This window comes from Streptomyces sp. NPDC059455 (assembly GCF_042750115.1).
Classification (GTDB): Bacteria; Actinomycetota; Actinomycetes; order Streptomycetales; family Streptomycetaceae; genus Streptomyces; species Streptomyces endocoffeicus.
In genome coordinates this window covers 9,091-22,832 of sequence record NZ_JBHYVB010000161.1, presented here as the reverse complement: position 1 = coordinate 22,832, position 13,742 = coordinate 9,091, and the positions used below count along the sequence as shown (strand labels likewise).

At 70.6% G+C, this 13,742-nt stretch carries 11 protein-coding genes; 7 read left to right on the top strand and 4 right to left on the bottom strand.

Going from position 1 to position 13,742, the window contains the following annotated elements:
• Positions 1 to 150 precede the first annotated feature (150 nt).
• From ACFXB5_RS39310 to ACFXB5_RS39300, 3 genes are all read left to right on the top strand, one after another.
• Entirely contained in the window at positions 151 to 1,029 is an 879-nt protein-coding gene (locus ACFXB5_RS39310; protein ID WP_385217677.1) for a carbohydrate ABC transporter permease, read from the top strand.
• A gap of 2 nt (positions 1,030 to 1,031) precedes the next feature.
• Complete coding sequence (locus ACFXB5_RS39305; RefSeq protein WP_037959686.1) at positions 1,032 to 1,862, top strand: sugar ABC transporter permease; 831 nt, start codon at positions 1,032 to 1,034, stop codon at positions 1,860 to 1,862.
• A 293-nt stretch (positions 1,863 to 2,155) separates the two neighbouring features.
• Entirely contained in the window at positions 2,156 to 2,506 is a 351-nt protein-coding gene (locus tag ACFXB5_RS39300; RefSeq protein ID WP_385217665.1) for a hypothetical protein, read from the top strand.
• A gap of 42 nt (positions 2,507 to 2,548) precedes the next feature.
• Here ACFXB5_RS39300 and ACFXB5_RS39295 read toward each other — a convergent pair whose 3' ends face one another.
• Both ACFXB5_RS39295 and ACFXB5_RS39290 read right to left on the bottom strand, forming a co-directional pair.
• Positions 2,549 to 3,562: a DMT family transporter gene (locus ACFXB5_RS39295; protein ID WP_385217661.1), complete on the bottom strand. Its 1,014-nt coding sequence runs from the start codon at positions 3,560 to 3,562 to the stop codon at positions 2,549 to 2,551.
• A complete protein-coding gene (locus tag ACFXB5_RS39290; protein ID WP_385217658.1) occupies positions 3,559 to 4,164 on the bottom strand; it encodes a TetR/AcrR family transcriptional regulator in 606 nt (201 codons plus the stop codon). Before ACFXB5_RS39290 ends, ACFXB5_RS39295 begins: the two co-directional genes overlap by 4 nt.
• A gap of 182 nt (positions 4,165 to 4,346) precedes the next feature.
• Here ACFXB5_RS39290 and ACFXB5_RS39285 point away from each other — a divergent pair, with 182 nt between their 5' ends.
• Entirely contained in the window at positions 4,347 to 4,982 is a 636-nt protein-coding gene (locus ACFXB5_RS39285; RefSeq protein WP_385217655.1) for an isochorismatase family cysteine hydrolase, read from the top strand.
• On the opposite strand, the gene ACFXB5_RS39280 is transcribed toward ACFXB5_RS39285, so the two are convergent.
• A complete protein-coding gene (locus ACFXB5_RS39280; protein WP_385217653.1) occupies positions 4,948 to 6,192 on the bottom strand; it encodes an MFS transporter in 1,245 nt (414 codons plus the stop codon). The two genes, ACFXB5_RS39285 and ACFXB5_RS39280, sit on opposite strands and share 35 nt — an antisense overlap.
• A 175-nt stretch (positions 6,193 to 6,367) precedes the next feature.
• Between ACFXB5_RS39280 and ACFXB5_RS39275 the strand changes: the two genes are divergently transcribed.
• On the top strand, positions 6,368 to 7,360 hold the full coding sequence (locus ACFXB5_RS39275; protein WP_385217651.1) for an ArsR/SmtB family transcription factor: 993 nt from the start codon (positions 6,368 to 6,370) through the stop codon (positions 7,358 to 7,360).
• A 4-nt stretch (positions 7,361 to 7,364) separates the two neighbouring features.
• On the opposite strand, the gene ACFXB5_RS39270 is transcribed toward ACFXB5_RS39275, so the two are convergent.
• On the bottom strand, positions 7,365 to 8,759 hold the full coding sequence (locus ACFXB5_RS39270; RefSeq protein ID WP_385217648.1) for a cytochrome P450: 1,395 nt from the start codon (positions 8,757 to 8,759) through the stop codon (positions 7,365 to 7,367).
• Between the two features lie 456 nt (positions 8,760 to 9,215).
• On the opposite strand from ACFXB5_RS39270, the gene ACFXB5_RS39265 reads away from it, so the two are divergent.
• A complete protein-coding gene (locus tag ACFXB5_RS39265; RefSeq protein ID WP_385217647.1) occupies positions 9,216 to 11,999 on the top strand; it encodes a phosphoenolpyruvate synthase in 2,784 nt (927 codons plus the stop codon).
• On the top strand, positions 11,992 to 13,742 hold a 1,751-nt coding region (locus tag ACFXB5_RS39260; protein WP_385217644.1), incomplete at its 3' end, for an AMP-binding protein. The genes ACFXB5_RS39265 and ACFXB5_RS39260, both read left to right, overlap by 8 nt.

Below are 13,742 nucleotides of genomic sequence, written 5' to 3'. Positions count from 1 at the left end.
CCATCATGCGTACCCACCCCCCCCCCCGAACGGCCCGCGCCGCGCGCGCCACGCGCCCCCCCCGCCCGGGGCGGCCGGGTTCACAAGGCGGGTACCCCACCGCCGCGCCGGATCCGCGACGCGCTCGCCCGCCACTGGTACGCCTGGGCCATGGTCGCGCCCGTCGTGCTCGTCATCGGGCTGATCATCGGCTATCCGCTGGTCCGCGGCGTCTATCTGTCACTGACCGACGCCAACGAGGCCAACGTCGAGCGCACCATCGGGATCAACCACATCCCCGCCACCTACCGGACGGTCGGCCTCGACAACTTCCAGGCGATCCTCAAGGACCAGGTCTTCTGGGACCGGCTGAGCTGGACCGTCACCTGGACCGTCAGCTGTGTGGCGCTCACCTTCGCGCTCGGCCTGGGCCTCGCCGTGCTGCTCAACCGGCGGTTCGCCGGGCGCGCCCTCTACCGGTCGCTGCTGATCCTGCCCTGGGCCGTCCCCGCCTTCGTCTCCGTCTTCGCCTGGCGGCTGCTCTACAACGAGAAGAACGGCATCCTCAACAAGGTGCTGCACGGCGGCGGGATCGACGCGGTGCCCTGGCTGAACGACCCCACCATGGCCAAGGTCTCGGTGATCGCCGTGAACATCTGGCTCGGGGTGCCGTTCATGCTGGTCGCGCTGCTCGGCGGGCTGCAGTCCATCCCCGGTGAGCTCTACGAGGCCGCCGAGATGGACGGGGCGAGCCCCTGGCAGCGGTTCCGCCACATCACCCTGCCTGGACTGCGCTCGGTCAGCTCCACCGTGATCCTGCTGTCGACCATCTGGACGTTCAACATGTTCCCGGTGATCTTCCTGCTGACCCGCGGCGGACCCGGCGACTCCACCGAGATCCTGGTGACGTACGCCTACCGGCTCTCCTTCGTCAACAGCCCGCGCGACTTCGCCGGTGCCTCGGCCTGGGGTGTGCTGATCCTGCTCATCCTCATGCTCTTCGCGGTGATCTACCGCCGTTCGCTCCGCAAACAGGGAGAGGTGTGGTAGCCATGCGCGACCAACGACGCGGCCCGCTCGCCTCCGTCGGGCTGCACACCACGCTCGTCATCGCCTCCGCGGTCGCGGTCTTCCCGCCGCTGTGGCTGGTGGTGACCTCGTTCAAGCCCAAGAGCGAGGCGTTCAGCACCGATGTGGTGAAGGACCCGACGCTGCGGAACTACCAACACGTCCTGGGCGACACCGAGTTCCTCACCTGGTTCGGCAACTCGCTCTTCATCGTGGTCATCACCACGCTCCTGGGCGTCTTCGTCGCGGCCACCACCGGCTACGCCGTCAGCCGCTTCCGGTTCCCCGGGATGCGCCCGCTGATGTGGCTGCTGCTGATCACCCAGATGTTCCCGGTGGCCATCCTCATCGTGCCGCTGTACAACATCATGTCGACGCTGGGCTGGCTCAACCAGCCGATCTCGCTCATCGTCACCTACCTCACCGTGGCCGTGCCGTTCTGTGCCTGGATGATGAAGGGCTTCTTCGACACCATCCCGGTGGAGATCGACGAATCGGGCCGGGTCGACGGGCTCAACCCCTTCGGGACCTTCTGGCGGCTGGTCGTCCCGCTGGCCAAACCGGGGCTCGCGGTGACCGCGTTCTACACCTTCATCACCGCCTGGGCCGAGGTGGCCTACGCCTCCGCCTTCATGACGGGGGAGGAGAACCTCACCCTCGCCGCGGGGCTCCAGACCTTCGTCAACCAGTACACCTCCGACTGGGGCTCCATGACGGCCGCCGCCGTCATGATCGCCATCCCGGCGGCGCTGGTGTTCTCCTGGGCCCAGCGCCATCTGGTGGCGGGGCTCACGGCCGGGGCGACCAAGTCGTGACGAGTCCGTTGGCGGCGGGCCCGTTGGCGGCGGCGAGCGCACGGGAGGCGGGCCCGTTGGCGGTGGGTCCATCGGGGGTGGGCTCATTGGGGGCGGGCTCATCGGCGGAGGGTCCACGGAGGGAGGGTCCATCGGCGGCGGGCCCACCGGGGGCGGGCTCATCGGTGGCGGGTCCATCGGCGGCGGGCCCACCGGGGGCGCCCGCGCGCCGGCCGGGGGGAGACCCCCCCCCCACCCCGGCCGGCGCGGGGGGGCACCCGGGCCCGCCACGGTGCCGTGGCAAGGAGGACCCATTGGGCGGGGACGATCCGCATATCCATGTCGAGTCGAAGGTCGTCCGCGGCGTGGCCGCCGTCCGCGAGCTGATGGCATCCACATTCGGCCTGGCCGGTGACCTGCCGAGCCTCGTCGAAATCGGATGCGGACTGCGGGCGCCGTACGCGATGACGTCCCCGCGCCCGGAGAGCGTCACCTGCCTCGCCTGCCGTGAGCATGCGCGGCAGGAGCATCTGCGCTTCGCGGACGAGGCCGAACGTCTGGGAGGGATGGCCGGATCGACCATCAGCATGGCCGAGGCGAAGCCGGCCGCCGACAGGCATCGCGAGCTCGCGGAGAGGTTCTCCGGCCCGCGGCGGGCCGAATGACATCACCGCACGGCGGACGGCCTGCCGTCGGGCGGGATTCCGCTACGGCGCCGGGTCCGACTGAGCGGCGGTGTGCTCCACCGCTGTGCGCCGCGGCGGCGGCACGCCGTCTCGCCGCTGTCGGCGCCGCCTGGAGACGCCCGCCGGGGCCGTGAAGACGGCCAGGCAGGCGAGGACGAGTGCGATACCGCCCCAGCCCACGGCGGGGAGGCGTTCGCCGATGACCAGCACGGCGAAGACGGCCGCGACGGCCGGTTCCAGCAGGGAGAGCGTGGTCGCCGTGCTGGCGGGCACATGCGCCAGCCCCCAGCCGAACAGGACGTAACCCGCGAACATGGGCACCAGCGCCATGTACGCCCCGACGGCCATGTTGGACCCGGAGTCCAGGAGCGGGGCGCCGGTGACCACGAGGACCGGCACCAGGAGCAGTCCGCCCACGCCGAAGACCGCGCCCATCGCCGCGCGCGAGGTGACCTCCTGGGTGATCAGCCGGTGCGCCGCCCAGGAGTAGAGGGCGTAGGTCGTGGCCGCGATGAGCCCCAGGCCCACACCGAGCACTGTGGCCGCCGTGGATGTCCGCTCCGCGCCGCCGGGGGCCCCGGCGGCTTGTCCCGCGCACAGCATGAGGGTGCCCAACAGGCCCAGGGCGGCGCCGAGTTTCCAGCGGCGCGTCAGCCGGCGCCGGTCCATGACCCGTTCGATCACGGCCGAGGCCGGCGGGGCCATGCCGATGGACACCACGGTGCCCACGGCCACTCCGGCCAGGTGCATCGCGCTGTAGAACGCCAAGGGGTAGGCCGCCACCGCGACCGAGCCGAGCAGTACGGTGCCGCGCCGGGCACGCAGCCGCGGGGCCTGGCGGGCGATGCGGGCAGCGGCCACCAGGGCCTGGAGCAGTCCGCCGAGGCCCATGGCGACGGCGCCGATGGCGAGGGGGCCGACGTCCGGGGCGAAGGTGGCCGCGGTGCCGGTGGTGCCCCACAGCACGGACGCGGCGAGCACGCACAACGACCCGGCGCCCGCCGAAGCGCGGGCGCCGGGTCCGGGGGCCGTCACAGCCGGTCCAGCAGGGCCGCCGCCATCGTGCGGGCGTGCCGCAGACGGCTGTCGTCCCCTTCCAGACCGGCCCGCGCCATCGCGCCCTCCAGCAGGAACGCCAGGTGCTCCGCCATCGTCCGGGCGTTGTCGGGGCGCTCGGGCAGCAGCTCCTCGAGGTGACCGGCGATCAGCCGCTCGACCTCCTCCTTGTGGCGGCGTACCACGGTCCGCCCCTCGTCCCCGGCGGGCAGCTCGGCGGCCGCGTTGAGCAGGCCGCAGCCGCGAAAGCCGCGCTCGTAGGCGAACGCCGCGTGATCGGCGTAGGCGTCGAAGACCGCGAGTACGCCGTCGCGGGGGCCCTCGGCCCGCTCCAGCCGTGCCCGGTACATCGCCAGCCACTCCTCGTGGCGGGCGTCGAGATAGGCCCTGACGAGCTCGGCCTTGGAGGAGAAGTTGTTGTACAGGCTCATCTTCGCCACGCCCGCTTCGGCGGTGATCGTGTCGATCCCGGTCGCCGTCACGCCGTCGGCGTAGAAGCGGCGCGCGGCGGCCGCCAGCAGACGCTCCCGCGCCGGCCGCCGCCTCCCGGGCCCCGTCGTCCTCACACCGGTCTCACTCATCGCATACACCCTGGCAGATTAGGTAGGTAGGTCTACCTACTATAGGGGGGCGCCGAGGGTGTCCCGGAAGTGGGTGGGTATGCCGTGCGGCGTTCGAACGGCGACGGATGGGTACTCGGAGCGTTCAGGATGTGCCTGTTCAGGCGATGAGTGATCTTCCACGAGCGCACGGAGGAGACGTCATGGCCGAGACCTGTGACCCCCGGCGGACGGCGGTGCTGCTGGTCGATCCCTACAACGACTTCCTCTCCGAGGGAGGCAAGATCTGGCCGGCCGTGGAGGGCGTCGCGCGGGAGGTCGGTCTGCTGGACAACCTGCGGGCCATCGTCGGCTCCGCCCGGCGGGCCGGGGTGCGGGTGGTGTTCGTCCCGCACCGCCGCTGGGAGCCGGGTGACTACGAGTCGTGGGACCACCCCAACCCGACCCAGCGGAACGTCATGGTGCGGCACAGCTTCGCCCGGGACACCTGGGGCGGGGAGTTCCATCCCGACTTCCGGCCGGGGCCGGGGGAGGTGGTGGTCCAAGAGCACTGGGCGCAGAGCGGATTCGCCAACACCGACCTGAATATGCAGCTCAAGCAGCACGGCATCACCCATGTGATCCTCGTCGGGCTGCTGGCGAACACCTGCGTCGAGTCCACCGGCCGGTTCGCCATGGAGCTGGGCTACCACGTCACACTGGTCCGCGACGCCACAGCCGCCTTCAAACCCGAGATGATGCACTCCGCGCACGAGCTGAACGGCCCCACCTTCGCCCATGCCATCCTCACCACGAAGGAGCTCCTCACCGCGCTGCACGGGGAGGGTCCGGAGGCGTAGGGGCCGTGTTACGGCATGGAGCCCGAGCCGGAACCGGCAGGCTCTCCCGAGGCCGGCGCGGGGCCGGCAGATGGCGTACCAGGGCGAGGGCGGTGAGAAGTGCGACGAGTGCGCACACGCCCCACCAGCCGGCCCGCTCCCAGGCGCGTACGCCGAGCCAGGAACCCGCGCTGCCGCCCAGATAGGCGCAGGTCATATAGGCGGTGTTGAGCCTGGCGCGGGCGTTCGGGCGCAGGGCGTAGACGCGGGCCTGGTTGGCCACCATGCCGGACTGCATCGCCACGTCCAGCAGCAGGGTGCCGACCGCCAGGGCGGCCAGGCCCGGCGTCCCGCCCAGGGCACCCACGGCGAGGATCGCGGCGGAGAGGAGCACCCCGAGCAGGCAGACGAGGTTCACCGGATCGGGCCCCCGGCGGTCCACCAGGCGCCCGGCGAGCGGAGTGCACAGCATGGTCGCCCCGCCGACCAGGGCGAGCATGCCGACGGCTTGTGCGCCGAGCCCGTAGGCGGGACTGGTCAGGAGCAGCGCCAGACAGGTCCAGACGGCCGAGAATCCGGCGAAGACGGTCGCCTGGTACCAGCAGGAGCGGCGCAGTTCCGGCTCGGTGCGCAGCAGGCGCAGCGGTTCGGCCAGGAGCGCGGGGTAGGACTGCCGGGAGGCCGGGGTCGAGGCGGGGACGGCGAACGCCAGGACGGTGGCGAGCAGCAGGGCCAGGACCGCGGCCACGAGATAGGGGGCCCGCCAGCCCAGCCACTCGCCGAGGGTGCCGCTGAAGGTGCGGGCCAGCAGCATGCCGCCGGTCGATCCGCTCAGCAGGGTGCCGATCACCGCTCCCCGGCGGTCGGCGGCCACCAGACCGGCCGCCAGCGGGCCGACGATCTGCGCCGCCACGGTGGTCAGGCCGACGAGGGCGCTGGCGGCGACGAGGGGTGGCAGGGCGGGCGCGCACCCGGCGGCGAACAGCGCCAGACCGGTGAGGCCGAGCAGGACGACGAGGAACGTACGGTGCGGAACCCGGTCGCCGAGCGGCACCAGCAGGACGATTCCGGCCGTGTAGCCGACTTGGGTGGCGGTCACCACCACGGCGGCCGAGTCGGCGGACACCTGCAGCCCGTCGGCCACCAGCGGGCCGATGGCCTGCGGGAAGTAGATGTTGCCCACCGCCACCGCGCAGGTGATGGCGAGGAGCAGGACCATGCGGCGGCTCATCCGGCCGTGGTCCGCACACGCGGGGTCGGCACACGCGGGGTCGGCACACGCGGGGTCCGCACACGCGGGGTCCGCACACGCGGGCGGTGTCTCACGGAACGTGTCGTGGGATGTGTCATGGGCCGAAGTCCATGGCACCGGAGCTCCGCTGCCAATCGATGTAGCGTATGGCTTAATGATCAGCTTTGTGCTCGATGTCGAGGACCTGGCGGACACGCGGTTCGCCGTATCGCCCTTGAACGAGACGGTGTTCAGCCTGCGGGTGCTGCACGATCCGGGCCTGTCCGCGGTGCATCTGCCGTGGCGCAGATCCGTGCTGGGCGGACTCGGCGCCCTGGACACCGACCTGCTGATGTCGTTGGTGGCGCGGCGACGCACCCTGCCGGACTTTCTGACCCCACGGCCCACGAGCTTCGCCCCGGACTTCGAGGACGAACTCGCCGTCGTCCGGCAGACCCCTCCCGGCCTGGTCCGCCGCGATCTGCTGGCCACGCACGCGCCGGACCCGCCGCCCCCGGCGCTGCGCGATGCCACCGCCACCGACGACGCATCCGTCGTCGGGCTCCGCGACACCATCTGCGCTCTGCTGCGCCAGTACTGGGAGATCGCCGTCAAGCCGATGTGGCCGCGGATGCGACTCGTCGTGGAGGCGGACATGACCTACCGCGCGCGCCGACTGGCCATGGGAGGCGCCCGCTTGCTCTTCGCCGATATGCATCCCAATCTGCGCTGGCACAACGGAGTGCTGCACATCGCCAAAATGATCAGCAGCCACAGTGTCGTGGCATCCGGGCGAGGGCTGCTGCTCCTGCCCTCCGTCTTCGCGCACAAGCCCGCGCCACCGGTGAGCCCGGAGGAGCCTCCGTCGCTGGTCTACCCCAGCCGTGGCGTGGCGACGCTGTGGGCCTCGGAGCCCACCCACGACGCGCCCGCGCTGGTGTCGCTCATCGGCGCGCCCCGGGCGAGGCTCCTCGGCCTCCTCGAGGAGCCCCTGCCCACGGTTGAGCTCGCCCGCCGCCTGAGGGTGACTCCGAGCGCCGTGTCCCAGCACCTGCGCGTCCTGTACGCCACGGGGCTGGTCACCCGGGCGCGCCACGGACGGCAGGTGCTGTACCGGCGAAGTCCCCTCGGCGACCGACTCGCGGCCACGGACCCACCGCGCGGGTGATGGCCTATTCGGACGGGGCCGGGTGCACGGGGCACCTCGGCTCCTCGCTCAACGGCGCGCGGTTCAGTGGCTGCTCGCGGGCCACGGCGACCGCGCGCTTTCCCGGGACCAGGGTGACGTGCCACATGCGCTGGGCCTCCGGCGCGGGGTCGGCGGCGGTCAGCTCCACCCTTCGCAGCACCTCCCGAATGATCACCTTCATCTCCATCATGGCGAGTTGCGCGCCGACGCAGTAGCGCCGGCCGCCGCCGAACGGCAGGAACGACTTCTGCGCCACTTGGGCGCCCTCGCCGAGGAACCGCTCCGGCCGGAACTCCTCGGGGTCCGGATACGCCTCGCTGTCCTGGTGGATGAGCGAGAACATGGGGATGGCCACCCATCCGGCCGGGATCTCGTATCCGCCGAGCCGCAGCGGCCTGTCCAGCAGCCGCCCCGAGCCGGTGATCACCGGGCGCAGCCGCAGCACCTCCTTGACGACCGCATCGAGGTAGCTGTCGTCCTCGCCGCGCGCCAACTCCTCCTGCAGCCGCCGCAGTACGTCCGGGGAACGCATCAACCGTTCGAAGGCCCAGGAGAGGCCGGTCGCCGTGGTCTCGAGTCCGGCCTCCAACAGGGTGAGCAGCTCATCGCGGATCTCCTGGTCACTCATCGAGCGGCCCTGGTCGTCCCGCGCCTGGAGCAACCGCCCCAGCACATCGGTGGCGCCGCCGTCCTCCTCGTCCCTGCGCCGCGCGATCTCGGCGAAGAGGATCTCGTCCACCGCCGCGCTGGCCTTCATGGTGCGGGTCGTCGGCAGCACCGGTACGCGCATCGCCAGCGCTGACTTCTCCGCCCATGCCCGCAGTCGCGCGGGCATCAGGAACAGGAGCGGGGAGCCACTGGCCTTGGACAGGGTGAGGAGTAACGTCCGCAGCCGGGCCAGCTGGGTGACGTCGCGGATCCCGAAGACCAGCCGCAGGGTGACCTCCAGCGTGATGGCCTGCATGTGCTCCTGGAGCGCGAACGGCCTGCCGAGCGGCCACGTCCGGATGTCCTCCGCGGCGATCTCGGCGATGAGGTCCGGGTAGCTCGCGATGGACCGGCCGTGCAGGGCCGGGCTGAGCAGCTTGCGGTGCCGCCACCACGGCTCGCCGTCGTTCGTGAACAGCGAATAGTCGCCGAGCCAGGGCACGTATCCCGCGCGCAGCGCCCCGGCCCGGTTGCCGTCGCCGTCCGTGCTGTAGATCTCCGCGGCGAGTTCCGCGGTGGACACCACCACCTGGGGCGGGAAACCGATCAGCTGCATGCGGAACACCGGACCGTAGCGCCGCCGAAGTGACGCGAAGTAGTGGACCGGGTCGCGCATGCGCATGGTCTGCAGAAGGGCGGGCTGCCGGGAGCCGGGAGGAAGGAGGGACATCGTTTTTTCTCCAGTTGTCCAGTGTCCGCTCAGTTCTCCGGCGTCCATGAGCCGGCGGCCACTAGTGGCCACTATGCGGCCCACCAGGGATTCGCCACCGGCCGGGGAGAACAAAGGGCGTGGGGGCAGGAAACGGGGCGGGGGGCAATGGCAAGGATCCTAGGGTTACCAGCTCACTACTACCCCCAGCGAACGCCGAGCGCCAGGGGTGGTGGCCGACAATCGCTAGGGAAATGCGTAGCAACCAGCCAAAGTTTCAGGGCGTCTTCAATCAAGACGTCATGAAGTGGCCAGTTCAATCAGGACGTCATGAAGTGGCCAGGGACGTCATGAAGTGGCCTTGTATAAAGAGGGGGGAAGGATCGCGATCGCCAGACCCGTGGGGTACGGTGAAACTTCCTCGTGATCAAGCGGGGTGTGTTTCGCGACATGCGTGCCCGGAGGTCAAGGAAACCGATGCGAGCCATAGTCGACGACAGCCTCCCAGGTGAGGCTGCGAAGCTGGCGGGCGGGAAGGGGAGGAATCTCCATGAGCTCTCCAGGAACGGGCTCGCCGTCCCCCGGTGGGCAGTCGTCGGGCTCGATGTGTTCCAGGAATTCATCACCGCACTCGACGAGGCGGGACGCATCCAGGATCTCCTCGCCGAGGTCACCCAGGACAATGCGAGCCGAATCTCCCGGCAGTTGGCCGAAATCATCGAGTCGGGGGAGTTGAGCGACGAGGCCGCGTCGGTCGTCGAAGAAGCGTATGCGCATGTCGGGCGCCCCCGGGTCGCGGTGCGCTCTTCCGGCGTCGAGGAGGACGGCTCGGAGCTCTCCTTCGCCGGACAGTTCGCCACCTTCCTCAATGTGTCCGGGCTCCCCGAGGTGATGGCGCACGTCAAGAAGTGCTGGGCCTCGGCGTTCTCCGAGCGATCGCTGCACTACCGGCTGCGCCACGGGCTGCCGCCGCGCGACGCGGGCATCGCCGTCGTGGTGCAGGACATGGTGGATGCCGAGCGCAGCGGCGTCATGTTCACCGCCAACCCGGTGACCGGCAACCGGCGGCAGCATGTGGTCAGTTCCGTGTACGGACTGGGCGAGGGCCTGGTATCGGGCGCGGTGGACGCCGACACCGTCGTCCTCGACGGCGCCACGGGCGCGGTGGACGACACCGTGCTCGGCGACAAGCGGGAGCGCTACCACCTGAACCCGGCGGGTTCCGGATATCTGGTCGCCGAAGTGGAGCGGGCCGACCGGGAGAAGCTGTCGCTGGAGCCGAAGGACATAGCGCGGCTGCACGAGGCCGGGGCACACATCGCGGCGGTCTTCGACACTCCGCAGGACATCGAGTGGGCGCTCGCTGATGACGCCCTGTGGATTTTACAGGCCCGCCCGATCACCGCGCTGCCGGATGCGATCCAGCCATCGGAGGATGAGTTAGGGCCGAGTGAAGGCGAACTCCGGATCTGGGACAACGCCAACATCATCGAGAGCTTCTCCGGAATCGTTTCACCGCTGACCTACAGCTTCGCGGCCAATGTCTACGGCAGGGTCTACGAATACTACGCCCGAGGGCTCCGGGTCCCGCCCGACGCACTGCGCGAGATCGAGGAATGGGCTCCTCAAATGCTCGGCTATTTCCATGGCCGGGTGTACTACAACCTGCTCCACTGGTACCGGATGGTGCGGATCGCGCCACTGTACAAACTCAACAGGAAAGTACTTGAGGTCGCGATCGGCGTCGAGGAGCCACTCGACGACGAAATGGCCGAGACCATCTACCCGTACACTTTCTCCTCTTCCTTGCGCGGCCGGCTGTCCCGCGCGAGGACAGTGGCCGCTTTCGTACGTCGCTTCCTCACCATGAACCGCTCTGTAGAACGATTCATGGCCTACTTCTACAAGGCCTACGAGGAGTTCGACAACGTCGACTACGACGCGATGGAGGGCCAGGACGTCTACCGGCGATTCCGCGCGCTGGAGAAGGACCTGCTGGAGAAGTGGGGTCCGATGCAGACCCTGGACGCGACGATTCTCTGGTCCATCGGCGCACTCGCCCTGCTGAACAGGGGCTGGCTGCCCGACGCCCCCGAGTGGCTCACCTGGAGCGCCGCCAGCCCCGGTTCCCGGGTGGAGTCCATCGAACCCGCCCGTGCGCTGTCGGCCCTCGCCGCCACCGTCCGTGACGACGCCGAACTGAGCCGCCTCATCCAGGAGACCCCGGCCGCGGACACCTATCAGGCGCTGCGCGACGGCGGCCACACCGCGTTCCTCGCCTCGGTGGACGAGTACGTCGCCGCGTACGGCTATCGCAGCCTCGACGAACTCAAGCTCGAAGTGCCCGATCTGCGGGAGGACCCGTCGACCCTGTTCGCCATGGTGCGTGCCGCGCTGCCCGAGGTGGACGCCCATTCCGGCGACAAGGCCGACGCCTATCTGGACGAGCACCTGCGCGGGCCACGGCGGATGCTCTACAACGTCGTCCGCCGCAAGGCACAGACCTCCCTCTACAACCGGGAGCGGCTGAGGTTCTGCCGCACCCGCGCCTTCGGCTCGGCGAAGCGGATGCTGCGCGCCATGGGCCGCGATCTCGCCAGGATGCGGGCGATCGACCACTGGAACGATGTCTTCTTCCTGCGCCTGGAGGAGCTGCGGGGCGCCTACGAGGGCACGACGGCGCACACCGATCTGCGCGGCCTCGTGGAGCTGCGCAAGCGTCAGCAGGCCGAGGACGAGCAGCTGTCCGCGCCGTCCCGGTTCACCACCCGTGGGGCCGCGTACTGGCGGGGCAATCTGGAGCGGGCCGGCTTTGTGAAGGGGGGCGTGGCACGCACCGGCGTCCGGGAGTTGCGCGGCACCCCGTCCTGCCCCGGTGTGGTGGAGGCCCGCGCCGTCGTCACGGACACTCCGGTGGATGTGAACGGCGGTGTCCTGGTGACCTATCGCACGGATCCGGGCTGGGTCGCCACACTGCCGTCCGCCTCGGCGCTCATCATCGAGCGGGGCAGCCCGCTGACGCATGTGGCGATCGTCGCCCGTGAGCTCGGCATTCCGACGGTCGTCCAGGTCAAGGGCGCGGTCACGGAGATGGAGACCGGTATGCGGCTGAGGGTGGACGGAGGCACGGGGGCGATCACGTTCCTGGACGACGACACCCCGGCCGAAACCGGCACACCGTCCGAAACCGACACCGGGACCGGAACGGACAGCGGGGCCGAGGCCGAGGCCGAGAAGGCGAAGGACGCGAAGAGTGAGTGACACACCGCTCTCCTGGCTGACGGATCCTCCTCGGACGGCTGCCGGAGACCTCCACGGCCGAGGCATCCACCTCGCCGACGACCGAGGCGGCTGGGAGTTCCACGGATACCCCGAACTCGCCGCCTCCGCACGGCGGGTGGCCGGATCGCTGGCGGCACAGGGGGTACGCCCCGGCGACGTGGTGGGTGTCCTCCTGCCCACCGGTTTCCCGTGTCTGTCGTCGCTCTTCGGCGTCTGGGCCGCGGGCGCCACCGTCTGCCTCATCCCCCCGCCGTCGTTCGCCGCCGAGGCCGAGTACGTGGAGCACGCGGCCGGGATCCTGCGGCAGATCGAGGCCGCCGTCACCATCACGGCAGAGGGCCTCGCCCCCCTGGCCGAGCGGGTACTGGCCGCCGCGGGCTCCGACCGCGAGCCGTGGATCTGGCGCGATGACGGCGACGAGGTCCAGCCCCGCGAACCCGGCGAACTCGCCCTCCTCCAGTTCACCTCGGGCTCCAGCAGCCGGCCCCGCGGGGTCCGGGTCACCTGGGCGAACCTGGAGGCCAATCTCGCGCTGATCCGCAGCACACTCGGCTGGCGCGCGGGCGACGCCGGGGCCTCCTGGCTGCCGCTCCACCACGACATGGGGCTCATCGGCTGTCTGCTCACCCCCGTGAGCGTCCAGGACGATCTGTGGCTCATGCGCCCCGAGCAGTTCATCCGCGATCCGGCCCGCTGGCTGCGGTGCTTCGCCGTCGCCGCGCACACCGCCGCCCCGCCCTTCGCGTTCGAGTACGCGGCCCGGCGGCTCGGCGACCGGCTCGCGGACCTGGATCTGTCCGCGTGGCGCAACGCCATCGTCGGCGCCGAACCCATCGACCCCCGTGCGCTGGAGCACTTCGCCAGGCTCGCCGCGCCCGCCGGATTCTCCCCGTCCGTCTACCTGCCGTCGTACGGGCTCGCCGAGGCGACGCTCGCGGTGACCGTCCGTACCTCCGACGCTCCCGCGCCGACCGTGCGCGTGGACACCGCCACGCTGTGCTTCGGAGGCCCCGTCACCATCGACGAGGAGGGCGAGTTCGCGAGCTCTACGAAGACGTCCTCCGACGTTGAGGACGGCTGGCTGATCGGCTGCGGCGGCCCCGGCGACGGGGTGGGCGCCACGGTGGTCGACGACGAGGGACGGGCCCTGCCCGACGGGCACCTCGGCGAGATCGAGGTGACGGGCCCCTCGGTGACGAGCGGTTACCATGCCGGGCGCACCGGCTCCACCCGGTTCGTCGACGGCGGCATCAGGACCGGGGACGCCGGGTTCTTCCACCGCGGCGAGCTGTTCGTGCTCGGCCGGATGGGCGACAGCCTCAAGGCGCGCGGACGCAGCGTCTATATGGAGGACCTGGAGGCGAAGGTGGTCTCCGCGACCGGGATCGCCCGGGAGAAGTGCGCGGTCGTCGGCGTCGAGGGTACCGGCGGCACCTCGGTGACGCTGTTCGCGGAGATGGCCGAGGGCGCGTGGGTGGAGGACGCCACGCTGGTCCTGCGCGGCGCACTCGGCGACGAGGTCGCCATCACCGTCGTCACCGGGCGCAGCGGGCTGATCAGAAAGACGTCCAGCGGCAAGCCGAGACGCCGCCACATGTGGGAAGAGCTGCGAGCGGGACGCCTCAAAGACGCGCGCGTCCTCGAGAAAGACGGGCCCGGCCCCCCGAATACGGGCCATGTGACCGCCGGGTGGGCCGGGGGTTCCTCAGCGCGGGCTAAGGT

Coding starts and splice junctions, on each gene's coding strand:
- ACFXB5_RS39265 (WP_385217647.1), top strand. CDS start 9,216: ATGCGAGCCATAGTCGACGACAGCCTCCCAGGTGAGGCTGCGAAGCTG.
- ACFXB5_RS39290 (WP_385217658.1), bottom strand. CDS start 4,164: ATGAGTGAGACCGGTGTGAGGACGACGGGGCCCGGGAGGCGGCGGCCG.
- ACFXB5_RS39310 (WP_385217677.1), top strand. CDS start 151: ATGGTCGCGCCCGTCGTGCTCGTCATCGGGCTGATCATCGGCTATCCG.
- ACFXB5_RS39275 (WP_385217651.1), top strand. CDS start 6,368: ATGATCAGCTTTGTGCTCGATGTCGAGGACCTGGCGGACACGCGGTTC.
- ACFXB5_RS39280 (WP_385217653.1), bottom strand. CDS start 6,192: ATGAGCCGCCGCATGGTCCTGCTCCTCGCCATCACCTGCGCGGTGGCG.
- ACFXB5_RS39270 (WP_385217648.1), bottom strand. CDS start 8,759: ATGTCCCTCCTTCCTCCCGGCTCCCGGCAGCCCGCCCTTCTGCAGACC.
- ACFXB5_RS39305 (WP_037959686.1), top strand. CDS start 1,032: ATGCGCGACCAACGACGCGGCCCGCTCGCCTCCGTCGGGCTGCACACC.
- ACFXB5_RS39285 (WP_385217655.1), top strand. CDS start 4,347: ATGGCCGAGACCTGTGACCCCCGGCGGACGGCGGTGCTGCTGGTCGAT.